General features: G+C 73.8%; 25 protein-coding genes. 7 read left to right on the top strand and 18 right to left on the bottom strand.

Features of this window, described 5'->3' with window-relative positions:
- Positions 1-2: 2 nt before the first annotated feature.
- Positions 3-272, bottom strand: coding sequence for a hypothetical protein (locus tag ACWEOZ_RS04255; RefSeq protein WP_239130450.1), 270 nt, complete (start codon positions 270-272; stop codon positions 3-5).
- Between the two features lie 110 nt (positions 273-382).
- Here ACWEOZ_RS04255 and ACWEOZ_RS04250 point away from each other — a divergent pair, with 110 nt between their 5' ends.
- Positions 383-1,384, top strand: coding sequence for a 3-oxoacyl-ACP synthase III family protein (locus tag ACWEOZ_RS04250; protein WP_451909316.1), 1,002 nt, complete (start codon positions 383-385; stop codon positions 1,382-1,384).
- On the opposite strand, the gene ACWEOZ_RS04245 is transcribed toward ACWEOZ_RS04250, so the two are convergent.
- Positions 1,381-2,523 carry a hypothetical protein gene (locus tag ACWEOZ_RS04245; RefSeq protein WP_451909315.1) on the bottom strand — a complete coding sequence of 381 codons (1,143 nt, stop codon included), beginning with the start codon at positions 2,521-2,523 and terminating at the stop codon, positions 1,381-1,383. The genes ACWEOZ_RS04250 and ACWEOZ_RS04245 overlap by 4 nt on opposite strands.
- Positions 2,524-2,646: 123 nt before the next feature.
- Between ACWEOZ_RS04245 and ACWEOZ_RS04240 the strand changes: the two genes are divergently transcribed.
- Both ACWEOZ_RS04240 and ACWEOZ_RS04235 read left to right on the top strand, forming a co-directional pair.
- Complete coding sequence (locus ACWEOZ_RS04240) at positions 2,647-3,003, top strand: YciI family protein (protein WP_451909314.1); 357 nt, start codon at positions 2,647-2,649, stop codon at positions 3,001-3,003.
- Positions 3,004-3,059: 56 nt separating this feature from the next.
- Positions 3,060-4,217 carry an RNA polymerase sigma factor gene (locus ACWEOZ_RS04235; RefSeq protein ID WP_451909313.1) on the top strand — a complete coding sequence of 386 codons (1,158 nt, stop codon included), beginning with the start codon at positions 3,060-3,062 and terminating at the stop codon, positions 4,215-4,217.
- Here the strand turns inward: ACWEOZ_RS04235 and ACWEOZ_RS04230 are convergent.
- The 3 genes from ACWEOZ_RS04230 to ACWEOZ_RS04220 all read right to left on the bottom strand — a co-directional run bounded on the left by ACWEOZ_RS04230 (position 4,214) and on the right by ACWEOZ_RS04220 (position 6,833).
- Positions 4,214-5,098 carry a glutathione S-transferase C-terminal domain-containing protein gene (locus ACWEOZ_RS04230; RefSeq protein WP_451909312.1) on the bottom strand — a complete coding sequence of 295 codons (885 nt, stop codon included), beginning with the start codon at positions 5,096-5,098 and terminating at the stop codon, positions 4,214-4,216. The two genes, ACWEOZ_RS04235 and ACWEOZ_RS04230, sit on opposite strands and share 4 nt — an antisense overlap.
- 81 nt (positions 5,099-5,179) lie before the next feature.
- Positions 5,180-6,409 carry an EAL and HDOD domain-containing protein gene (locus ACWEOZ_RS04225; protein ID WP_451909311.1) on the bottom strand — a complete coding sequence of 410 codons (1,230 nt, stop codon included), beginning with the start codon at positions 6,407-6,409 and terminating at the stop codon, positions 5,180-5,182.
- A 61-nt stretch (positions 6,410-6,470) separates the two neighbouring features.
- Positions 6,471-6,833: a YybH family protein gene (locus ACWEOZ_RS04220; RefSeq protein WP_451909310.1), complete on the bottom strand. Its 363-nt coding sequence runs from the start codon at positions 6,831-6,833 to the stop codon at positions 6,471-6,473.
- A 66-nt stretch (positions 6,834-6,899) separates the two neighbouring features.
- On the opposite strand from ACWEOZ_RS04220, the gene ACWEOZ_RS04215 reads away from it, so the two are divergent.
- Entirely contained in the window at positions 6,900-7,763 is an 864-nt protein-coding gene (locus tag ACWEOZ_RS04215; protein ID WP_451909309.1) for a hypothetical protein, read from the top strand.
- A gap of 187 nt (positions 7,764-7,950) precedes the next feature.
- Here the strand turns inward: ACWEOZ_RS04215 and ACWEOZ_RS04210 are convergent, their stop codons facing one another.
- The 9 genes from ACWEOZ_RS04210 to ACWEOZ_RS04170 form a co-directional block, all read right to left on the bottom strand.
- Positions 7,951-8,808, bottom strand: a complete 858-nt coding sequence (locus ACWEOZ_RS04210) for an NAD-dependent epimerase/dehydratase family protein (RefSeq protein ID WP_451909308.1) — start codon at positions 8,806-8,808, stop codon at positions 7,951-7,953.
- A 75-nt stretch (positions 8,809-8,883) separates the two neighbouring features.
- On the bottom strand, positions 8,884-10,722 hold the full coding sequence (recQ, locus tag ACWEOZ_RS04205) for a DNA helicase RecQ (RefSeq protein WP_451909307.1): 1,839 nt from the start codon (positions 10,720-10,722) through the stop codon (positions 8,884-8,886).
- 62 nt (positions 10,723-10,784) lie between these two features.
- Positions 10,785-11,447: a GTP cyclohydrolase II gene (locus tag ACWEOZ_RS04200; RefSeq protein WP_451909306.1), complete on the bottom strand. Its 663-nt coding sequence runs from the start codon at positions 11,445-11,447 to the stop codon at positions 10,785-10,787.
- Between the two features lie 49 nt (positions 11,448-11,496).
- Positions 11,497-12,186 carry a RibD family protein gene (locus tag ACWEOZ_RS04195; RefSeq protein ID WP_451909305.1) on the bottom strand — a complete coding sequence of 230 codons (690 nt, stop codon included), beginning with the start codon at positions 12,184-12,186 and terminating at the stop codon, positions 11,497-11,499.
- Positions 12,187-12,259: 73 nt separating this feature from the next.
- The gene (locus ACWEOZ_RS04190) at positions 12,260-13,300 is read right to left on the bottom strand and encodes a lysylphosphatidylglycerol synthase transmembrane domain-containing protein (protein ID WP_451909304.1); all 1,041 of its coding nucleotides are present in this window, start codon (positions 13,298-13,300) and stop codon (positions 12,260-12,262) included.
- A gap of 61 nt (positions 13,301-13,361) precedes the next feature.
- Positions 13,362-14,165, bottom strand: a complete 804-nt coding sequence (locus ACWEOZ_RS04185) for a methyltransferase domain-containing protein (protein WP_451909303.1) — start codon at positions 14,163-14,165, stop codon at positions 13,362-13,364.
- Positions 14,162-15,220, bottom strand: coding sequence for a glycosyltransferase family 4 protein (locus tag ACWEOZ_RS04180; RefSeq protein ID WP_451909302.1), 1,059 nt, complete (start codon positions 15,218-15,220; stop codon positions 14,162-14,164). Before ACWEOZ_RS04180 ends, ACWEOZ_RS04185 begins: the two co-directional genes overlap by 4 nt.
- Entirely contained in the window at positions 15,217-15,615 is a 399-nt protein-coding gene (locus tag ACWEOZ_RS04175; RefSeq protein ID WP_433717764.1) for a 6-carboxytetrahydropterin synthase, read from the bottom strand. The genes ACWEOZ_RS04180 and ACWEOZ_RS04175 overlap by 4 nt, the downstream gene beginning before the upstream one ends.
- A complete protein-coding gene (locus ACWEOZ_RS04170; protein WP_451909301.1) occupies positions 15,616-16,599 on the bottom strand; it encodes a zinc-dependent alcohol dehydrogenase in 984 nt (327 codons plus the stop codon).
- A 126-nt stretch (positions 16,600-16,725) separates the two neighbouring features.
- Here ACWEOZ_RS04170 and ACWEOZ_RS04165 point away from each other — a divergent pair, with 126 nt between their 5' ends.
- Complete coding sequence (locus tag ACWEOZ_RS04165) at positions 16,726-17,511, top strand: CDP-alcohol phosphatidyltransferase family protein (protein ID WP_451909300.1); 786 nt, start codon at positions 16,726-16,728, stop codon at positions 17,509-17,511.
- A 9-nt stretch (positions 17,512-17,520) separates the two neighbouring features.
- Here the strand turns inward: ACWEOZ_RS04165 and ACWEOZ_RS04160 are convergent, their stop codons facing one another.
- The 4 genes from ACWEOZ_RS04160 to ACWEOZ_RS04145 form a co-directional block, all read right to left on the bottom strand.
- Positions 17,521-18,279 (bottom strand): ABC transporter substrate-binding protein, encoded by a 759-nt coding sequence (locus tag ACWEOZ_RS04160; protein ID WP_451909299.1) that lies wholly within the window; start codon positions 18,277-18,279, stop codon positions 17,521-17,523.
- A gap of 129 nt (positions 18,280-18,408) precedes the next feature.
- Positions 18,409-19,233, bottom strand: a complete 825-nt coding sequence (locus tag ACWEOZ_RS04155) for an alpha/beta fold hydrolase (protein WP_451909298.1) — start codon at positions 19,231-19,233, stop codon at positions 18,409-18,411.
- Positions 19,234-19,319: 86 nt separating this feature from the next.
- Positions 19,320-20,087, bottom strand: coding sequence for an alpha/beta hydrolase (locus ACWEOZ_RS04150; RefSeq protein ID WP_451909297.1), 768 nt, complete (start codon positions 20,085-20,087; stop codon positions 19,320-19,322).
- Between the two features lie 51 nt (positions 20,088-20,138).
- On the bottom strand, positions 20,139-21,134 hold the full coding sequence (locus tag ACWEOZ_RS04145) for an NAD(P)H-dependent flavin oxidoreductase (protein WP_451909296.1): 996 nt from the start codon (positions 21,132-21,134) through the stop codon (positions 20,139-20,141).
- A gap of 87 nt (positions 21,135-21,221) precedes the next feature.
- On the opposite strand from ACWEOZ_RS04145, the gene ACWEOZ_RS04140 reads away from it, so the two are divergent.
- Both ACWEOZ_RS04140 and ACWEOZ_RS04135 read left to right on the top strand, forming a co-directional pair.
- Complete coding sequence (locus ACWEOZ_RS04140) at positions 21,222-21,575, top strand: winged helix-turn-helix transcriptional regulator (RefSeq protein WP_451909295.1); 354 nt, start codon at positions 21,222-21,224, stop codon at positions 21,573-21,575.
- On the top strand, positions 21,572-22,138 hold the full coding sequence (locus ACWEOZ_RS04135; protein ID WP_451909294.1) for a carboxymuconolactone decarboxylase family protein: 567 nt from the start codon (positions 21,572-21,574) through the stop codon (positions 22,136-22,138). The genes ACWEOZ_RS04140 and ACWEOZ_RS04135 overlap by 4 nt, the downstream gene beginning before the upstream one ends.
- Positions 22,139-22,141: the final 3 nt, after the last annotated feature.

Genomic DNA, 22,141 nt, shown 5'->3' with positions numbered 1-22,141 from the left:
GCCTACGGGATCGGGCGCCGCATCGAGTAGGTGACCCCGTGCAGCCGGTGCGGCTCGTTGATCACGTGGATGGCGGCCCGGTCGTACGCCTGCCAGCCCGCCGCCCCGGCCCGGTTGAGGTGACGCAGGTCGTCGAAACGCTCGTCGGTGCCCCAGCGCAGCGTCCCACCCGGGTGGTGGAAGGTGGCCGTCCAGTCCATGAACTTGTCGGCCCCGAAGGTGCCGGCCGCCCGGTACTCGAGTCGTGCGTACTCCCAATTCGTCACAGTCATGATTATCACTGGTGATCGCCGGACCGCGCGCCCCGGCGGGGCCGCCCCCGGCTCAGAAAACCGCCCGGCCGATCCTCAACCGGGTCGCCGCCGCGCCGATAAGCGGGGACATGCAACCGGTAGCGCGAATCGGCATCCTGGGCACGGGTTCCTACCTGCCCGAGCACGAGGTCACCAACGAGGCTCTGATGGAGCGGGTGGCCGACACCACACCGGAGTGGATCTCCCACCGCACCCTGATCGAGGCCCGCCGCTTCGCCGGCCCCGACGAGGCGACCTCCGACCTGGCCACCAAGGCCGCGCTCGCGGCGCTCACCCGGGCCGGCATCGCCGCCGACCGGATCGACTACCTGATCGTCTCCACGTCGACCGGTGACTCGCCGCAGCCGCCCACCGCCTCGCTCGTGCAGCACGCCATCGGCGCGCACCGGGCGGCCGCTTTCGACATCAATGTCGTCTGCGCCGGTTTCGTCTTCGGCCTGGCTCTGGCCGACAGCCTCGTCGCCACCCGGCCCGAGGCGGTCGTCCTGGTGGTCGCGGCCGACATCTACTCCCGGATTCTCGACTTCGGCGACCGGCGCACCGCCATCCTGTTCGGCGACGGTGCGGGGGCCGCCGTGGTCGGTGCCGTGCCGGCGCCGTACGGCATGGTCGACGTCGAGCTGATCACCCGTGGCGACGCGCACGAGCTCATCCACGTCAAGGCCGGGGGCAGCCGGCTGCCCGCGTCCGCCGAGACCGTGGCCGACGGCGACCACTACTTCCGGATGAACGGCCGCGGGGTGCGCGACTTCGTGCTGGCCGGGGTGCCGCCGGTGCTGGCCGACCTGCTCAAGCGGGCCGGTGTCACGCCCGGCGACGTCGACCACTTCGTGCCGCACCAGGCCAACGGCATGATGATCGGCGAGCTCGTCGAGGCGGCCGGGCTGGGCGACGCCCGTACCCATCTGGTCCTGGACCGCTACGGCAACACCGGCAGCGCGTCCGCGGCGATCGCGCTCGACACCGCCGCCCGGGCGGGCGAGCTGCACGACGGCGAGCTGGTCCTGCTGGCCGGCTTCGGCGGCGGCATGTCGGTGGGCGCGGCGCTGCTGCGCTGGTACGGCAACTAGCGGCTCAGTTTCGCGCCGAGGAAGAAGATTCCCGGCTGCCCGCTGGTCTCGAAGCCCGCACTGCGGTTGCCGCGCAGGGCCGAGCCGGTGAGCGTGAGGGTGCCGGTGCGGTCGTTGCTGACGAAGAAGATCGCACCGCCACCCTCGTTGGCGTGGTTGTCGCGGATCACGGTGTCCCGGACGGTGACGGCGAACGCGTTGCCGTCGGTGTAGATCGCCCCGCCCGAGCCACCGCCCGGGGTGCCGCCGCGGGCCGGGTTGGCGCCCCGGCCGATCGCCTTGTTGCCGGTGAACACGCTGTTCAGCACGGTCCACGAGACGCCGATGCTGCTCAGCGCGCCACCGTTGGAGCAGCGGCCGCCGGTGAAGGTGCTGTGCACGACGTACACCGGCTGCGACTGGGAGAGCACGCGGATCGCCGCGCCGCCCAGGTCCTGGCCCGTACCGTCGCAGCGGTTGGCCGTGAAGCGGGAGTTGACCACCTTCAGCCGGCCGCCGCGGACGAAGATCGCGCCCCCGCCGCCGCCCTCGGCGGTCTCGCCGGTGGCGTCACCGCCGGAGAAGGTCAGGTTCTGCACGGTGAGCCGGGGTGTGGCCTGGTCCTGGCAGTGCGAGGTGGTGAAGCGCTGGGCCTCGTCGCAGGTGTGCTGGTAGAGGATGCGCCGCTTGCCGCCACCGCTGAGCGTCACCCGGCCACCGCCGTCGAGGACGACGGCCGGGCCGTGGTCGTTGCGGACCTTGGCGGTGGCCTTCATGGTGATCGTCACCGGCGCCGGCCCGCAGTCGAAGGTGATCACGCCGCCGGCCGCGACGGCCGCGACCACGGCGGCCGACGTGCAGCTCGCGGGCGTGCCCCGGCCGACGACCCGGTCGGGCTTGCGGGTGTCCTCCGCCCTCGCCGCGGCCGGCACCGCGGCGTCTCCCTCAGGATTGCCCGGGCTGGGCAATGGCCGTGGTGGCTTCCGGGTCGGCGCGGCGGATGAGGGTGTCGGAGCAGCGGTGGCTGCCGGGGCAGCCGAAGGTGACGCCGGCGCGGAAGCCGCCACGGGAGCCGGCGGTGCGGGCGGAGTGTCGCCCGTGCAGCCGGCCAGAGTGAAGGCGCAGGTCACGATCAGGGCGAGGGCAAGCGGGAAGCGCACCGCACGATGCTAAGTGGCAGCATGACTGCGGAACAGCCGGGCCGGGTTGTCGATTCGCGGCCGGCTGAAACGTCGCAGTGGTGACCGGGCCCGCACAGGGTCCCGCGCGAACGGATGACCGACATGGCGAAGTACCTGGTGCTGATCTACGGCGACGAGCAGGAATGGGCGAACACCGGGCCGCAGGAACGGGCCCGGATCGAGGCCGGCCACCAGCGGTTCGCGGCCGCCGCCGGGGCCGCGGTGCTCGGCGGGCAGGAGCTGATGCCGCCCGGCACGGCGACCAGCCTGCGGCAGGGGGCGGCGGAGCGGCCGACGGTCACCGACGGGCCGTTCCTGGAGAGCAAGGAGGTGCTCGGCGGCTTCTACGTGCTCGAGGCGGCCGACCTCGACGCGGCGATCGCCCTGGCCGGCCTGCTGCCGGAGGTGTCCGCGAGCCACAGCGGGGTGGAGATCCGGCCGATCCGGGAGCACAACTGATCCCCGAGGGCGTCCGCGAGGCCGTCGCGGACGCGCACCGTCGCGAGTGGGCCCGGGTGCTCGCCGCGACGGTGCGTGTCACCCGCGACCTGGACCTCGCCGAGGAATGCACCCAGGACGCCTACACCCACGCCCTGAGCAGCTGGGCCGCCCAGGGGATCCCCGAGCGGCCCGGAGCCTGGCTCACCACCGTCGCCCGCAACCGGGCGCTGGACGCGTTGCGGCGTGCGTCCGTGCTGCGCCGGACCCTGCCGTTGCTGGTGATGGAGGAACCGGTGGCCGGCCCGGCCGAGGACGACCTCCTGCGGCTCATCTTCACCTGCTGCCATCCGGCGCTGGCGAGCGACGCCCAGGTGGCGCTGACTCTGCGCTTGCTGTGCGGGCTGTCCACCGCCGAGGTGGCGCGGGCGTTCCTGGTGCAGCACGCGACCATGGCGGCCCGGATCACCCGGGCCAAGAAGAAGATCGCCGCGGCCCGGATCCCGTACCGGGTGCCGGGGCCGGACGAGCTGGGCGAACGGCTCGACGCCGTGCTGGCGGTGCTGCACCTGGTCTTCACCACCGGCCACACCGCGCCGATCGGGGTGGTGCTGGCCCGCCGCGACCTCGTGCACGCCGCCCTGGACCTGACCCGGACCCTGCACCGGCTGCTGCCCGGGCGCGCCGACGTCGCCGGCCTGCTGGCGCTGGAACTGCTCACCGACGCCCGGCGCGACACCCGGGTCTCGGCCGACGGGCGGCTGGTCCTGCTGGCCGATCAGGACCGCAGCCGGTGGGACCGGGCCCAGATCGCCGAGGGTGCGGCCCTGCTGGGCGAGGCGCTGCGGGTCGGGCCGCCGACCCGGTACGCGGTGCAGGCCGCCATCGCCGCCGTCCACAGCGAGGCCCCGACCTGGGCGGACACGGACTTCACGGAGATCGTCGGGCTCTACGACGTGTTGCGCGAGCTGTGGCCCTCGCCGGTGGTCGACCTGAACCGGGCGGTCGCGCTCGGGCAGCGCGACGGTCCGCAGGCCGGCCTGGACGCGCTGGCGCCGCTGCTGGCGGAGCCCGCCCTGGCCACCTACGGCTATCTGAGCGCGACCCGGGCCGATTTCCTGCGCCGGCTGGGCCGCCGGGCCGAGGCCGCCGGGGCGTACGAGGAGGCGCTGGCCCTGACCGACAACGACGTCGAGCGCGCGTTCCTCACCGCCCGGCTCAGCGAGGTGCGCTAGCGGTCGACCGGCGCGTCCCAGTCGGGCAGGGGCGCGCCGGTACGGGCGAACGCCGCGAAGTCGGTGGTGTCGCGGAACGCGGGGATCCGGTAGAGCGCGCGGGCGTACGACCACAGGTGCGGATACACGTGCAGGCCCGGGTTGATCGCGCGGAAGGCGTTGGCGCCCACGTCGTAGCGCACCAGCGTCACCCAGAGCCGGATGTCGGCCTCGGTCAGGTCGTCGCCGAGCAGGTAGCGCGACCGGGCCAGCCGCCCGTCGAGCTGCTCGAACGCCTCCAGCAACGCCTCGCGGGCCGGCCCGGGCTGCCCGGCCGCGCCGACGCCGTGGTTGACCGCGGGGCCGAGCCAGCGGTCCAGCTCCTCGATGCGCTCCCGCAGCCGCGGCGGGTACGTCTCCACCAGCGGGTCGGCCAGGTGCCGGAACCGGGTCGCCAGGTCGATGCCGATGCCGTGCGTGTCGTTGCTGACCAGCCGGGACCGGGCCCGGTCCCACAGCGCGGGGACGCTGACGTGGCCGTCGAAACCTTCCTCGGTGGCCTCGTAGGCCTGACGCAGCAGGGTGAAGCCGTTGACCGGGTCGGGGCCGTACTGCTCGCGGAACGCCCAGCCGCGCCCGTCGCGGGCGCCGTCGACGAAGGACATGGTGACGATGTCCTCGAGGCCGGCCAGGGCGCGGGTGATCGCGACCCGGTGGGACCACGGACAGAACCAGCCGCCGTACACGTGATAGCGGAAGGGGCGGGCGGTGAACTCGCCGTCGGCCGTGATCCGGCCGGTGAAGCGCAGCAGCGGCCCGGGGGTGTCGGGTATCCGGTACTCGCCGAAGGTCGCGGTGTCGACCGGACCGGCCAGGCGGGTGGCAGGCGACAACTTCGGCATGACCCTCTCCTTCACACGGGCGAGACGGCGCCAAAAGCCTAGCTTCGCGATAGGAAATGGGCAATGCCCCCGGCCGGGGACCTACGCGGCGGTCTGGGTGGCCTGGACGGCCATCCGCGACCAGCGCATCGCGTCCATCACGGTGCCGGTCAGGTCGTCGCCGACGTACGTCACGGCCACCTCGGCCAGGTCCCCGCGCTCGTAGGCGTTCACCACCCGCAGCACCTGACCCAGCGGCCCGGCCCCCCGTTCCAGGGCGGACGCGATGTCGGCGCTCAGCGGCAGCTGGTGGGCCATGGCGGCGGAGGACAGGCCGAGCATGGCCGCCACGGAGGTGATCAGGCCGGCCATGAACGCGGCGTCCGAGGCGGCCCCGAAGGCACCGGCCACGTTCTCGCAGAGCCGGGCCCGGGTCAGCGCCTCGGCCATCTGCACCTCGGTCGCCTCGGCCACATCGTCGACCACCATGAGCATGGCCCACTGCCGGATGTGCGCGACCCCGAGCATGACCACGGCCTGCCGTACCGAAGAGATCTTGGTGGTGGCCCCGACCGCGGCGGAGTTGCTGGCCCGCAGCACCCGGATGGTCAGCGCCGGGTCGCCCGCGATGATCGACAGGATGCGCTCGAGGTCGGTGTCGGCCGCGGTGAGCGCGCCGAGCAGTTCCAGCCGGCGCAGCCGCGACGGGGTCAGCGAGGTGGCGGTGAGGACCTGCGGGCGGCTCAGCACGTACCCCTGGCGCAGCTCGAAGCCGTAGCGGTTGCTCAGCGCGAGGTGCTCGGTCGTCTCCAGGCCCTCGGCGACGATCTGGATGCCCGGGTACGCCCGGCAGGCCGCCACGATCACGTCGAGGTGGGTGAGGTCGCCCTGCAGCAGATCGAGCTTGACGTACGAGGCCAGCGGCAGCAGCCGCTCGTGCCCGGAGCCGTAGACGAAGTCGTCGAGGGCGATCCGGTAGCCCTGGGTGACCAGGTTGGCGACCCCGGCGATGACCTCGTCGTCCACCGTGACGGTCTCCAGCACCTCCAGCACCACGTGTTCCGGGCCGAAGGGCAGCACCAGCTCACCGGTGAGGAACTCGCGGGTCAGGTTGATGAAGCAGGTCCGGTCGCCGACGACCTCGTCGATGCCGAACTCGGTGAACGTGTTGACGATGACCTGGCTGGTGGCGTACGTGTCGCGGCGGCCGGCCTCGACGGCGTCCATGCTGCCGCGGAACAGCAACTCGTAGGCGACGACGTCGCCGGTCTTGTCGAAGATCGGCTGCCGGCCGACGTGCACGAGCTGAGTGCCCGGCAGGGGGAGCGGCACCGTGGGTTTCACGGCCTGACTGATCGGCCGGCAGGGCGGCGGCTTGAGGTTTCCGCCACGGTCATCGCAGCGTGTTCTGGTCGTGCACCAGCAGCCACCGGTCGCCGTCCCGGGCGAACACCAGGGTGAGCAGGTAGCTCAGCTCGTACGGCTGGCCCTTGCCGTCCAGGTCGTGGTAGTCGGCCGCGAAGATCGCGATGCCGGTGTCGCCGGCGACCACCGTGCGCCGCAGGTCCAGCTCCCAGCTCCAGTCCGGGTCACCGAACCAGTCCCGGTGGAAGGCGGCCAGCTCGTCGTGGCCGCTGAGCAGGGTGCCGTTCGGCATGATCAGGCTGACGTCCGGATGCACGGTCGCGAGATAGCCGTCGAGGTCCCGGCGGGCGATGGCGGCCAGGTGATGATTCACAGCAGCGGGGAAGTCCATGGCGCGCATCATGGCACCGCGCGACGGGACAGCGGCACGAATTTCGGTGTGGCAGGATCTCGGCCCGTGCCGCTTCGCCGGATCCTGATGCTGGTCTTCGCCGTCACGACCGCGGTGGCGGTGCTGAGCGCCCTCACCGGCTTCTCCGGCTGGTTGCCGGCCGCGTCCGGCATGCTGGCGCTACTGACGGTCGCCCTGTATTCCGTCCGGTCCGTCGCGAAGCCGGTGCCCCGCTGGGCCCTGACCGCGGGCGCCGCGGTGCTGGCGGCCGCGTCGGCCGTGACCTGGCTGCACACCGACCCGGTTCCGGCCGGCTTCTCGGAGATCCCCACGTTCTACGAGCAGGTGGCCGACGGCGAGTACGCCGCGGCGGTGCTGCTGGCGATCGCCGTGGCCGCCCTGACCGTGGGAGTGGTCGCGCTGCCGCAGTTCCGGCGGCCGGTCTGGCTGACCGCTGTCGCGTGCGTGGTCGCGCTCGTGCCGGTCGCCGTCGTGGCGGCGGACGCCGCGGACAAGCGCGACCTTGCCCCGGCCGTTGATCAGGGCGCGCTGGTGCGGCACCTGGCGCCGGGGATGCTGGCGACCGTCCTGGCCGGGCTGCTGCTGGTGCTCATCGTGTCCCGCGCGGACCGGTGGTTCCTGGCGCCGGCGGGTGCGCTGCTCGTCGAGCTGGCGGCCGCGCACGCGGCGTGGAGCATGTCCGGGTCCTGGTACCTCACGGAGTGGCTGCGCGACGTCGAGACGAGCTCGGCGTTCCTGGAACCCGGCCTCCGGACGGATGTGTCCGTCACGGCCACGGCGAGTGCGACCGTCGATCTGGAGGTCGGCGCGGCGCTGGCGCTGGCGGCGTTGCTGCTCGGCCCGGCGCTGATCGCGGCCGGGGCGGCCCGCACCGCGGACGACCGGGCCACCGTCGACGGCCCGGCCTGACCGGCGCCTTGGCGGGCGGGTTGGCCTGACCCGCCGCTTTGCCGGGCGGTCCGGCCTGACCCGGCGCCTTGCCGGTGCGGCGCTTCAAGGACGGTGCGGCGCTTGATCATGGCCGGCGCGGGCCTGACCCGAGCCGGCGCGACACCGCCGGACCGGCCGGCCGCGAACAGCGCCGCACCGCAACGGCTCAGGAGGCGTAGCTGCCGGTGCGCAGGTCGTCGAGCAGCGACGGCCCCTTCGGCGTCCACCCCAGCTCCCGCGCCTTGGCCCCGCCCGCCTGCTGGTCGAGCAGCAGCGCATCAGCGAACAACGCCCCCAGCCGCTCCCGCGACGCCTCGGCACTCTCCGGTGCCACACCGGCGTCGCCGGCCAGAGCCTCGCCCAGCTGGCGCACGGTCGGGCTCTCACCCGAGGCGCCGACCAGGTAGCCGAGGCCTTCGCCGCGTTCGAGGACCGTGCGGTAGAGGGTCGCGATGTCGTCGACGTGCACGCTCGTCCAGTGCTGGCTGCCGTCGCCGACCAGGCGGACGCGGCCCTGGTCGTCGCGGCTCAGGACGCCGGCGGGGATGCCGCTGCCGTGGCCGTACACGATCGCCGGGGCGACGATCGTCGCGGTCAGGCCGGACTCGAGGACGGACTGCTCGACCGGCAGGCGCCACGCGGTCAGGGCCGGCGGGTTCAGCGGGGCCTGCTCGGTGATGTCGGTGCTGTCGCCCCAGATCCAGATGCCGCTGGTGTGCACGTACGGCTTGGTCGTCCCGCCGAGGGCCGTGGTCGCTGCCGCAACGACGCCGCGGTCGAGGTCCTGCGTGGTGGCGTCGCCGGTCGCGGCGAGGTGGGCGACTGCCTCCGCCGCGGCGAACTGCTCCGTGAGCCATCCGGTGTCGAACAGGTCACCGACGGCGGCCCGCGCACCCAGCGCGGTGGCCTTGGCGCCGCCCGCCTCGTTGCGCACCAGCGCGGTGACGCTGTGCCCGGCGCCGACCAGCTCCGCGATCAGCACCGACCCGATGTAACCCGTTCCACCTGTCACTACGATCGTCATGGCCTCGACGCTAGACCCGGCCGGGCGGCCACGGTACGTGACGATCGCCGCGCCCGGACCGGGAACAAAACAGCCTCAGGCCTCCTGCAGCGCGGCCAGGACCTGCTCGCCGAACTTGTCCAGCTTGCTCTGGCCCACACCGTTCACGGTGGACAGTTCGGCCAGGCTGCCCGGGCGCTGGGTGGCGATCTGCCGCAGCGTGGCGTCGTGGAACACCACGTACGCCGGGACGCCCGCCTCCTTGGCCGCCGCGGCCCGCCAGGCCCGCAGCCGCTCGAACACCGGCGCGGCCTCGGCCGGCAGATCGGCCGCCGGGGCCGCCGCCTTGCCCGTGCGGGCGCGGGGGGCCCGGGCGGTGCGTTCCGGCTCGCGCCGCAGCATGACCTGGCGTTCCTTGCGCAGCACGCTGCCGCTCTCGTCGGTCAGCACCAGCGTGCCGTAGTCGCCCTCGACCGCCAGCAGGCCCTGGGCGAGCAGCTGGCGGACCACGCCGCGCCACTCCGCCTCGCGCAGCTCGGTGCCGATGCCGAACACGCTCAGCTCGTGGTGACGGAACTGGGTGACCTTCTCCGTGGTCTTGCCGAGCAGGATGTCGATGGACTGGCCGGCGCCGAACTTCTGGCCGCGCTCGCGTTGCAGGCGCAGCACCGTGGAGAGCAGCTTCTGGGCCGGCACCGTGCCGTCCCAGGACTCCGGGGGATTGAGGCAGGTGTCGCAGTTGCCGCAGGACTCCGCGCCGGTCTGGCCGAAGTAGGCGAGCAGCTGGCCGCGCCGGCACTGCACGGTCTCGCAGAGCGCGAGCATGGCGTCCAGGTGGGCCGCGAGGTTGCGCCGGTGGGCGAAGTCGCCCTCCGACGTCTCGATCATCTTGCGCTGCTGGACCACGTCCTGCAGCCCGTACGCCAGCCAGGCCGTGGACGGCAGGCCGTCGCGCCCGGCCCGGCCGGTCTCCTGGTAGTAGCCCTCGACGGACTTGGGCAGGTCGAGGTGGACGACGAAGCGTACGTCGGGCTTGTCGATGCCCATGCCGAACGCGATGGTGGCCACCATGACCAGGCCGTCCTCGCGCAGGAAGCGGGACTGGTTGGCCGCGCGGACGCGTGCGTCGAGACCGGCGTGATAGGGCAGCGCGGCGATGCCGTTCTGCACCAGAAACTCGGCCGTCTTCTCCACCGAGGCCCGGGACAGGCAGTAGACGATGCCGGCGTCGCCGGGGTGCTCGGTGCGCAGCAGGTCGAGCAGCTGGCGGCGGGGCTCGTTCTTGGCGACGATGCGGTACTGGATGTTGGGGCGGTCGAAGCTGGCGGTGAAGTGCCGGGCGCCGGTCAGGTCGAGCCGCTCGGCGATCTCACCGTGGGTGGCCGCGGTGGCGGTGGCGGTCAGCGCGATGCGCGGCACGTCGGGCCAGCGCTCGTGCAGCATCGACAGGTTGAGATAGTCGGGGCGGAAGTCGTGGCCCCACTGCGACACGCAGTGCGCCTCGTCGATGGCGAACAGCGAGATCCGGCCGCGGTCCAGCAGCCGCTGGGTGGCCGGGACGCCGAGGCCCTCCGGCGCCACGTAGAGCAGGTCGAGCTCGCCGGCGACGAAGGCCTGCTCCACCCGCCGGCGCTCGGTCAGATCCTGGGTCGAGTTGAGGAAGCCGGCCCGCACCCCGAGCGTGCGCAGCGCGTCGACCTGATCCTGCATGAGGGCGATGAGCGGGGAGATCACCACGGCGACGCCGTCGCGCACCAGTGCGGGGATCTGGTAGCACAGCGACTTGCCGCCGCCGGTGGGCATCAGCACGAGGGCGTCGCCGCCGGCGATGACGTGCTCGATGATCTCGCGCTGCTCACCACGGAAGGCGGCGTAGCCGAAGACCCGGTTGAGCACGTCGACGGCGGACCGGGGGATCTCGGGGGCGGAAGTCACCCCCGAGATAGTAGTGACTCCCCCCGGACCGGGCCCGGACCCTGTGGACAACGTGCGGAGTCCTACAGGCCCGGCAGATCCAGCGTGTGGGCGGTGTGGGTGGCCTTGGTCGCCAGGTAGCGCAGGTTCGCCGCCGACAGGTGCACCCCGGTCGGGATGCGCTCGGTGACCTCGATCCCGCGCGCCTGCAGCTGGGCCGCCTTGTCCGGGTTGTTGCTCAGCAGCCGGATCCGCCCGGCGCCCAGGGCCAGCAGCATCTGCGCCGCCGCCGTGTAGTCGCGCTCGTCCTCGCCCCGGCCCAGCGCCACGTTCGCCTCGTACGTGTCCAGCCCGGCGTCCTGCAGCGCGTACGCGTCCAGCTTCGCGTACAGGCCGATGCCGCGGCCCTCCTGGCGCAGGTAGAGCAGCAGACCGCCCGGCTCGGCGATGCGTTCGACGGCCTCGCGCAGCTGCGGGCCGCAGTCGCAACGCTGGCTGCCGAACACGTCACCCGTGAGGCATTCGCTGTGCGGGCGGACCAGTGGCGTCGCCTGCACAGCGCGTTCCCAGTCGCCCAGGCCCAGCGCCAGGTGCTCACGGCCGTCGACCAGGCCGTCGAAGGTCAGGACCCGCGCGGTGGTCGAATACCCGTCCGCGAAGCGCAGCGGGACCGTGACGCGCGTCCGTACCGTGGCTGGCGGGATCGTCCCGACGTCGAGCGTTCCCCAGCCGGCCGTCTCGGACATCGGCCCCCCATTTCGATCGGACAGTTCAGGTAACCAGATCACGGCTTGCTCAGTCCCGGTAGCGCTCGGAAAGGGCGTAGCGCAGCAGCACCACGTCGCCGATCTGCCGGACCCCGGTCAGGTCGGCCCGCCGGTGCGGGCCCCACGGGAAGCTGCCGTCGCCGACGAAGCGCGGCGCCCGGGAGTCGCCGACGAAGAACGGCGCCACCACCAGCTGCAGCTCGTCGGCCAGGCCGGCGGTGAGGAAGCCGGTGTGGATCGTGCCGCCGCCCTCGACCATCAGCCGGCCGACGCCGCGGGCGGCCAGGTCGCCGACCACCCGGCCCAGGTCGACCGGGTCGCCACCGTCGATCACGGTCGCGACCTTACCGATGCGCTCCTCGGCGCCCGGCAGGGCCGGGGTGGCGCAGTAGACCAGCTTGTCGGCGTCGCCGAGGGTGAAGAAGCGGGCCCCCGGGTCGAGGTCGCAGCCGTTGGTGACGGTGACCTTCATCGGGTCCGGCGGGAGTCCGCGGGCGAGCCGGGCGCGGCGGCGGTTCTCGTCGCGGATCAGCAGCCGCGGGTTGTCGACCCGGACCGTGGTGGCGCCGACCAGGATCGCGTCACAACCCGCCCGTACCTCATCGACCCGGTCGAAATCGGCGTCGTTGGAGAGCAGCAGCCGCTCATCGCCGGGGCTGTCGACGTAGCCGTCGATCGACATCCCACAGCTGAGCAACACGTACGGTCGGTCGAGCACGGACGCTCCTCCTCGGGAGCGACCATCGTCACTCCGGCGTCCACCATAAGTCGAACGGCCGGTGGAGGCGTCCTCAAGCACCGGTGCTGACCAACTCCCGCACCGGCAGCATGCGCTTCTGCGGCGGCACGACCACCGGCTCGGCCGCCGTGACCACGGCGGCGGCCCGGATCCGCGCCTTCGCCCGGGCGCCGGCCAGGGCCCGCGTGACAATGACCACCAGGCCGGGCAGCGCGGCCACGAAGGCGAACAGGCCGTACACCACGGCGATGGTCAGGCCCTGGGTGGCGCTGAGACCGGCTGCGCCGAACGCCCACGCGGTCACGCCCTCGCGGGGTCCCCAGCCGCCGACGTTCACCGGCAGTGCCATCGAGAGCAGGGCGAGCAGCATCAGCGGGGCCAGGCGCAGCAGCGAGGCGTCGGAGCCGGCCGCCCGGGCCGCGACGACGAAGGTCGCCAGGTGGCCGGCCAGCACGATGGTCGAGGCGAGCACGATGCCCGGCCAGTTGCGCCGGGCCAGCAGCCCGGCGCGGATCTCGGTGACGCCGGTCCGCGCGGCGCCGGCCCACCGGGAGGCGCCGCTGCGCAGCCGCCCGACGAAGAAGACCAGCACGGCCGCGAGGCCGACGGTGGTCGCGGCCGCAATGGCGAGCCCGCGGCCGTTGGCCTGCAGGTGCGACAGAACCGGCGACGGTACGGTCAGCAGCACCGTCAGGCCGACCGAGACGAGCACCACCTGACCGGCGGTCCGTTCGAGCACCACAGCCCGTACGCCGCGGCCCACGTCGCCCTCTTCCCGGCCGTGCTGCACCGCCCGGTCCACGTCGCCGAGCACGCCGCCCGGCAGCGCCGCGTTGATGAACAGCGCCTTGTAGTAGTCGGCGACGGCGCCGCGCAGCGAGAGCTTCATGCCCAGGCCGCGGGCCACCAGGCACCACCGCCAGGCCGAGAACACCGTGGTCGTGACGCCGATCGTGAACGCCAGGGCCAGCGCCGGGCCGTCGATCACCCGCAGGCCGTCGAGGAAGGCGCCGGTGCCCAGGCGCCAGAGCAGCACGGCGAGGATCCCCACCCCGCCGAGTACCCGTACCCACGCCCAGATCGATCGGTTCATGCGACTGCCCCCTCAGGTTCACCCTTACTGGGACTAGTACGTCCCGGCGGCGGCAGGTGGTTCAGTCTTTCTGCGCGAGAAGATCTTGATGCCCTACCGTTACCCGTAGCCGGCCCGCCTCGGCGGCCGCCGTCCGGGCCGCCAGGTAGGCGTCCAGCTCCAGGTCCGGGCGTTGTTCGGCTGCCGCGGCGACCCAGCCGCGGAGCCATTCCGCGGCCAGCGCGCCCTGCTCGGGCCCCAGCTGCCACGGGCTCGGCCGTGTGCTCACCGACACCCCGGCCTTCGCGAAAGCCTCCGCCGCCGCCCCGACCGCCTCGGGCCCGAGCAGCCGCCGGTCGCCGACCGAGCGCCGCTGGTGGGCGTTGAACGCCGCGGTGACCTGGGCGTCGAGCGGATCGGCGGGCTCCATGGTCACCTCCCCGACGACGGACAGCGTGAACAGCGCCGGGGTGTCCGACGCCACACACACCTCGGCCAGCGCGGCCACCTCGTCGGTGGTGAACAGGTCGAGCAGCGCCGAGCAGGTGACCAGCGACGTGTCGGCCAGGTCGGCCACCGTCAGATCGGTGACATCGCCCTCGGCGGTCTCGACGGTCACCGCGGTGCCGTCGGCGGCGGCCGCCGGCAGGTGGGCCGCGGCGTGAGCGAGCAGCGCGGGGTCGCGGTCCTGCAACACCCAGCGCTGCGGGCCGGGCAGCTGTGGGGCGAGCCACCGGCCCATCGACCCGGTGCCGCAGCCGAGGTCACGGATGACCAGCTCGCCGCCGGCCGGCAGGCGCAGCGTCGCGATCAGGTCCCGGGCCCGGGCGGCCGCGTCGGCGGGCTCGCGCAAGGTGAGCCAGGTCGAGCTGAACTCTCCGGTCATGGGTGCAGTACCTCGCTCAATCGTCGTGTCGTGAAGTCCCAGCCACGCAGGCCGGCCCGGCGGGCGAGGGCCGCGGCCCGCCGGTCGTGGCGCAGCTCCGGTTCGCTGAGCCAGCGGCGCAGCTCAGCGGCCAGCGCCCGCGGGTCACCCGGGGGCACGAGCGCCCCGGGCAGGCTGCCGTCCGGGGCGGTGCCCAGCGCCTCCGGCACCCCGGCGACCCGGGTGCCGAGCACGGGTACGCCGCGCGCCAGCGCCTCGGTCACCACCATGCCGTACGTCTCGGCCAGCGACGGCAGCACCAGCAGGTCCGCCTGCGCGTACGTGCGGGCCAGTGCCTCCCCGGTGCGGGTCCCGGCGAACTCGATCCGGCCGGGAGTGGCCGCCGCCAGCTCGCGTACCCGGGCCACGAAGGCCGGGGCCCGGTCCAGGGCGCCGACCAGCGTGCAGGTCCAGGGCCGGTCGGCGACCAGCTGCAACGCCTCGACCAGCACATCCTGGGCCTTGCGCGGGGTCACCGCCGCGACGCAGAGCAGCCGCTCGCCGCCGGCGCTGGGCTCGGTGAGCGGCGCCGGGTCGACGCCCGGCGCGGCGACGTGCACGCTGCCGGCCGGCAGGTCGTGCAGCGCCTCCAGCCGACGGGCGGCGCCGGCACTGGTCGCCACCACCGCGGCGGCGGCGTGCAGAGATCGGCGTTCGCGGGCGGTCAGCTCGGCGGCCTCGGTGGGGGACAGCCCTGTCTCGTCACCGAGCGGCAGGTGCACCAGCATCACCAGCCGCAGCCGGTCGGCCAGCGGCTCCAGCAGCTCCGGCACCGCGCAACCGACCAGGCCGTCCAGCAGCACCGTCGAGCCGGGCGGCACCTGCTCCAGTGCCCGCGCCAGCGCCGAGCGGGCCGCCTCCGCCGGGTATGGCCAGGCCGCCGCGACCGCGATCTCGTGCACGTCGCGGGTCTCGGCCAGCCCGGTCAGCACCCGGCGGTCGTACGTGTTGCCACCGCTCGGGGCGGCCGGGTCGTCGATGCCTCCCGGCAGCACCACCTGCAGGGCAGCGGTCACAGGTTCCGCTCGTAGCTCGCCCATGCGATGTGCGACTCGTGCAGGGTGACCGCGATGCCGGTCAGGCCGCGCGCCCCCGCCCCGAGCTCGCCCGACTCCGCCTTGCCGGCCAGCCGGTCGGCGATGACCTTGGCCAGGAACTCCGTCGACGTGTTGACGCCGGCGAACTCCGCCTCGTCGTCGAGATTGCGATAGCTGAGCGCGCCGCAGATGGCGTGCAGCTCCTCGCTCGCCCGGCCGATGTCGACGACGATGTTGTCCGCGTCCAGCTCGGGACGCTTGAACGTGGCGTCGACCACGAAGGTCGCGCCGTGCAGCTTCTGGGCCGGTCCGAAGACCTCCCCCGAGAAACTGTGGGCGATCATGATGTGGTCACGGACGGTGACGCTGAACATTCACTCTCCTGTCGGGTAGCTGATCAGGTGGCACAGCGCGGGCAGCTCCCCGCTGGTCAGTCGCGGCATGACCGCCGGCAGCTCGGCGAAGGCCGACTCCCCGGTGAGCAGGGCGTCGAAGATCGGGTCGGCCAGCAGGTCGAGGGCGATCGCCAGCCGGTCGGCGTAACTGCGGCGCCCGCGCCGGGCCGGGGCGATCCCGCCCACCTGGCTGCTCTTGACCACCAGGCGGCGGGAGTGGAAGAACTCGCCGAGCGGGACGCTGACCTCGCGGTCGCCGTACCAGCTGAGCTCGATGACCGTAGCCTCCGCGGCCAGCAGCTCGAGCGCCCGGGTCAGGCCGGCCGAGGTGGCGCTGGCGTGGACGACCAGGTCACAGTCGCCGGTGGCGTCCGCGGGCAGCGCGAAACCGACCCCGAGCGCGGCGGCCAGCGTGGCGCGTTCCGGGTTGGCGTCGACCAGCTGCACCCTGGCGCCGGGGAAGCGGGCCAGCACGGCGGCGACGCTCGCGCCGACCATGCCCGCGCCGACCACGGCGATCCGGTCACCGACCAGCGGTGCGGCGTCCCAGAGGGCGTTGACGGCGGTCTCGACGGTGCCGGCCAGCACGGCGCGGCTCGCCGGCACGCCGTCGGGCACCACGGTCACCGCGTCGGCCGGCACCACGTAGTGGGTCTGGTGCGGGTACAGCGCGAAGACCGTGCGGCCCAGCAGTTCGGGCGGGCCCTGCTCGACGACGCCGACGTTGAGGTAGCCGTACTTCACCGGGGCCGGGAATTCGCCCTCCTGGAAGGGGGCGCGCATCGCCGCGTGCTGGCTCTCCGGCACGCCGCCGCGGAACACCAGCGTCTCGGTGCCGCGGCTCACCCCCGAGTGCAGAGTGCGGACGAGCACCTCGCCGGGGCCGGGGTCGCCGACGCTGACCGGCCGGATCTCACCCCGGCCGGGCTCGGCGAGCCAGAAGGCGCGGGCCTCACCCGTCATCGGTAATTCTCCTCCGTGCGCTGAACCGAACGCGCGGATCAAGCGTGTTCAGTGACGACAGCGGCAACCATACGCGGCAACGGATCTTGCCCACCCGGAGGCACGGTGACTATCAGTATCGCCACGATGACGGCTCGCGAGAGCCGGGGACCGATCGTCGGGCTGGCCGCCCATCTGATCCTGGTGACGGCGCTCGCCGCCACCGTCGGGGTCAGCCCGGCCGGCTGGCTGGCCGGTACGGCGTACGCCGTGGTCCTGGCCGTGGTCCTCGGCGCGGGTCTGCGCCGCAGCGGGATGCGTGCCCTGGGCCCCGCGAACGCCGTGACCCTGGGCCGCGCGACACTGGTCGGCGGCGTGACCGCCCTGGTGGTGACCTCGTTCACGGCGCCGGTGCCGTTGCCGCTGCTGGTCACTCTGATCGGGGTGGCGCTGGCCCTGGACGGCGTGGATGGCCAGGTGGCCCGGCGCACCAACTCCACCACGGCGCTGGGCGCGCGCTTCGACATGGAGGTCGACTCGTTCCTGGTCCTGGTGCTGAGCATCGCGGTGGCCGGCACCTTCGGCTGGTGGACGATCGCGATGGGCGCCTTCCGGTACGTCTTCGTCGCCGCCTCGTGGGCGTGGCCGTGGCTCAGCGCCCCGCTGCTGCCGAGGTTCTCCCGCAAGGTCGTCGCGGCGGTGCAGGGAGTGGCGCTGGTGGTCGCCACGGCGAGCCTGCTGCCCGAGGCTGTCGCGTTCGTCGTGCTGGCCGCCGCCCTGGCCTCGCTGACCTGGTCCTTCGGCCTCGACGTGCGGTGGCTGTGGCACGAGGAGAGCCGCCGCCGGCTGAACGTCGCCCGGGCCCGCGTGGCCCAGCGCCACGTGGTCCTGCTGCCGGAACCGCGTCGCCGGCCCGCCTCGGTCAACGCCTGAGGACCTCGGTCAGGCGACCCGGACGATGGCGCACGGCGGGGGAGCGGGCACCGCGTCCGGGTGCAGGATCGCCGCGATGGCCTCGACGCCGTCGACCAGGCGGGGGCCGGGCCGCACCACCAGCGCGTCACCGTCGATCGCCCACACCTGAGCTCCCGGGAAGTGCGCCGGGATCCCCGCGGCCTGGGCGGCGGCCCCGTCCAGGTGGAAGCCGCACGGGGTGACCAGCACGATCTCCGGCTCCCCGGCGGCCAGCTCGGCCCACGTCGTCTGCACCGACCGGGCCCCCGGCCGGGCCGCGACCGGGTCGCCGCCCGCCGCCGTGACCAGGTCGGGCACCCAGTGCCCGGCGGTGAACGGCGGCTCCACCCACTCCACGATCGCCACCCGGGGCCGCCGCCGGCCGGCCACCGCGGACGCGACCGCCGCCAGCCGCCCCCGCAGACCTGCGACCAGTTCCTCGGCGCGTGGCCGCACACCCGCCCGGTCACCCACGGCGAGGAACGTGTCGAGCACCTCGTCCAGCGAGTACGGGTCCAGCGACAGCACGTCGGCCCGGCAGCCCAGATGGTCCAGCGCGTCCGACACGTGGCCGGACGGCAGCGCGCACACCCGGCACAGGTCCTGGGTGAGGATCAGGTCCGGCGCGAGCTCCGCCAGCGCGTCGGCGTGCAACGTGTACAGGTCACCGCCGGCGGCCAGCTGCTCCTTCACGTACGCGTCGATCTCGCCCGGGTCCATGCCGCGGGTGTCGCGGCCGCCGACCACGACGGTCTTGTCCCCGCCGGGCGGCCGGTGGTTCGTCGCACTCGAACGTGACGCCGACGAGGTCGTCGCCGAGGCCGAGGGCGTACACGATCTCAGTGGCGGACGGGAGCAGCGAGACCAGGCGCATGGTCAAGCAGTGTGCCGCAGGATCTCCTCGATCACGACACCCCACACGGCTCGCGGCGGGAACTCGTGGCCCACGCCGGGCAGCGGCACGAGCCGGGCGTCCGGGATCTCCCGGGTCAGCGCCGCCGGGTGCGCCATCGAGAGCAGCGGGTCCACGGTGCCGTGCATGACCAGCGTCGGGACGCCGACCGTGCCGAGGCGGTCGCGGACCGGCGGGCCGCAGGCGGCCAGCCAGTGATTGCGGTACGCCGCGGCCGGATCGGTGGTGCGGTCGAAGACCCGCTCGGCGAGCTGCCGCAGGTGAGCCGCGTCCGCGGTGAACGGCCCGCCCACCGCCGTCACGCACGCGACCAGCTCGTCCACTGCCGCCGCCCGGTCCGACCAGTCGGTCCGCGGTGGCCGCGGTCGCACCGTCCCGGCCGGCGTCTCGTCGACCAGACCGGGCGTGGTCGAGATCAGCGTCAGGGTGCGCAGCCGGGGCGGGTCGTCGACGGCCAGCCGCTGAGCCAGCCCGCCGCCCAGCGACAGCCCCACGATGTGCGCGCGGGCCACCCCCAGCGCGTCGAGCACCCCGAGCGCGTCCTCGGCCATGTCCACCTGCGAGTACGGCGGCGCCCCGGCCGGGAACGACGTCGACCGCCCGGTGTCGCGGTGGTCGTAGCGGATCACGAAGCGGCCACCGTCGGCCAGCCGGCGGCAGAACCCGTCCTCCCACCAGTCCATCGACCGGGCGCCGCCGGCGATCAGCAGCACCGCGGGATCGTCGCGCCGGCCGAACGCCTCGAGGCACAGATCCACCCCGTTCGCCGGCACCATCGTCTCTCCCATGGCCGGAGTATCGCCGCGCAGCCTGACAGTTTCCTGCGCCGCGCTGTCCCCCGAAGGCCCACGTCCCGGCGCTGCCATCTCCGCGGTCAGCGCAATGCCCGCGAGACGAGGTCACAGGCGGCCGGCAGGCACGTGCTCCAGTAACCGAAGTTGTGCCGGCCGCCGGTGTACGAGCCGGCCGCCTTGGGCTGCGGCAGGGCCCGTTCCAGCGCCCGTACGTCGCTGAGCAGGCCGTCGTCGGTGCCGCACCAGAGCCCGACCGGCACCCCGCGCAACGCGGCCGTGCCGGCGAAGACGTCGTCACCGGGGGAGACCGCCGGCGAGAACGCGGCCACGGCCCGGACGAAGCCGGGAAAGGTCTGCGCCAGCAGCAGGGCGCCGTACCCGCCCATGGACCAGCCGCACACCGCCAGCCGGTCGGTGGCGAAACCACGGTCGGCGCACCACGCCGGAATCTCCTCGTGCACCATCCGCTGCGGGTCGTCGGCTCCGGAGGGCCGCCAGGAGAGCCGGCCCCCGGTCGCGCCGGCCAGCACGAACGGCGCGTTGCCCCGCCGGACCGAGTCGGAGGCGAACCGGCCCAGCCCGAGCGCGGGGAAATCGGCGGCGGTCTTCGACGCGCCGTGCAGGACCAGCAGCACCGGCAGGCCGCGGCCGTCGCCGTACCCGGCCGGCACGGCGGTGTAGAAGTCGACCGTCCGGCCGCGGGCGGCCGATCGCCGCTGCTCCAGCCGCTCGTCCCCGAGCGGGGCCCCGGGGATCACCGGTACGGCGGCGCGCCGCTGAAACCAGCCACCGACCGCCGCGACACCTGTGGCAGCGCCGGCTCCGGCCAGCAGGGTCCGCCTTCTCACCCGATCTCCATTGCCCCTTCAACGGCGTCGCCGCACCGAGGTGACGGCGGTTCAGGCAGCGCCGTGCCGGACCGCGATGGCCTGGGCCGCGATGCGCCGGATCAGGTCGCCCGCCGGCTCGACGTCGCGGACGAGCGCCACCGACTGACCGGCGTACAGGGCCAGGTCCGCGAGCTCACCGGTCATGCCGGGCAGGGGCATCAGGTCCTCGTACCGGTGGTGGGCGTGGCCGGTGCTGTCGACGGCGACGACATCACCCTCGCCGGGGCGGCCCGGGCCGGCGGGTGACCCGGCCTGCTCCCAGCGGCTCAGGGTCGCGTTCTGCAGCGCGCGGTGCGGCGCACCGGGCCAGCCGCCGTCGAAGCAGTGGGTGTGGACGGTGTCCTCGGCCCCGGCGTCGACGAGGTGGCGGCGGTAGACCTGGTGGCTGCGGGCCTCGGCGGAGGCCAGAAAGCGGGTGCCCAGCCAGGCGCCCTGCGCGCCCAGGGCGAGGGCGGCGGCGAGACCCCGTCCGTCGCTGATCCCGCCCGCGGCCAGGACCGGGACCGGGCCGACCGCGTCCACGACGGCCGGTACCAGGACCAGGGTGGTGGTCGTGCCCCGGACGTGACCGCCGGCCTCCCAGCCCTGCGCCACGACGACGTCGACGCCGCAGCCGGCGGCGTGCACGGCCTCCGCGACACTGCCCACGGTGTGCATGTGCAACGCCCCGGACGCGCGGATCGGCCCGCTGACCGGCCCGGGATCACCCCAGAAGGTGGAGATCACCGGTACGCCCTCGGCCAGACAGATGTCCAGCGTGTCGGCCACCGGGAAGTCGAGCACCAGATTCGCCCCGAACGGGCGGGACGTCAGCCGGCGGACCCGGCGGATGTCGTCGCGGGCCTGCTCGGCCTCTCGCCAGGTCAGCGCCAGCATGCCGAGCCCGCCCGCAGCCGCCACCGCCGCAGCCAGTTCCGGTCCGGCCGCGGAGCCGATCGGCGCCTGCACGATCGGCACGTCGATGCCCAGCCGTTCGCACAGCGGTGTGTGCAACCCACCCGTCATGGCCTGACCCCCGCTTCGGATTCCGAATCACCCGGCTACACGCTACCGTATCGGAAACAGAAGCACTCAGGGAGGGGTGGGAATGCGATGACGGTGCCGAGACCGGGACAGCCGGTACGCGGGTCGAGCACCGGGCGTCCGCTGATGGCGGCGCTCGACCTGTTCGGCCGGCGCTGGAGCCTGCGGATCGTCTGGGAGCTGCGGCACGGTGCGCTCGGCTTCCGGGCCCTGCAGCAGCGCTGCGACGACATGTCCTCCAGCGTGCTGCGGCAACGGCTGTCCGAACTGGTCGAGGCCCGTGTCGTCGCCCAGGACGCGGACACCGCGTACGCGCTCACCGAGCTCGGCCTGGCCGCTCACAAAGCCCTGCGACCGCTGGTCCGATGGGCGGACGACTGGGCGGCGGCCCTCGGGGACGACGCGGCGGGGGGCACCTCGTGACCCGGATCGCCCCGCTGGAGCCCCCGTACGCGCCGGACGTGGCGGCCCGGCTGGAGTCGCTGATGCCGCCCGGGGTGCCGCCGATCGGGCTGTTCCGCACCCTCGCGCGCAACCTGCCGATGACGGCTGCGATGAGCGGGTGGGGCCGTTACGAGCTGGGCCCGGGACTGTCGCTGTCCATGCGCGAACGGGAGATCGTCATCGTGCGCACCTGTGCCCGGTGCCGCTGCGAGTACGAATGGGGTGTGCACCTCCAGTTCTTCGCCGGGCGCGTCGGGCTGACCGGGGACCAGATCCGCTCCCTGACGGCCGGGTCCGCGGGCGACCCGTGCTGGACGGTGGCCGGTGAACGGGCGCTGATCCGCGTCGTCGACGCGCTCTGCGACACCGGCGACGTCGACGACGAGCGGTGGGCGGCGGCGCGGGAGGTGCTGACCGAGCCCCAGCTGCTCGACCTGCTGATGCTCTGCGGCTGGTACCACGCGATCAGCTTCACCGCCCGGGCCGTCCGGGTCGCCCCGGAACCGGGCGCTCCCCGCTTCGCGGATGTCGCCGTGCCCTGACGC

It is taken from the genome of Actinoplanes sp. NPDC004185 (assembly GCF_053603475.1).
Note: the sequence above shows the minus strand (reverse complement) of the source record. Positions and strands in the feature narration are given on the sequence as shown.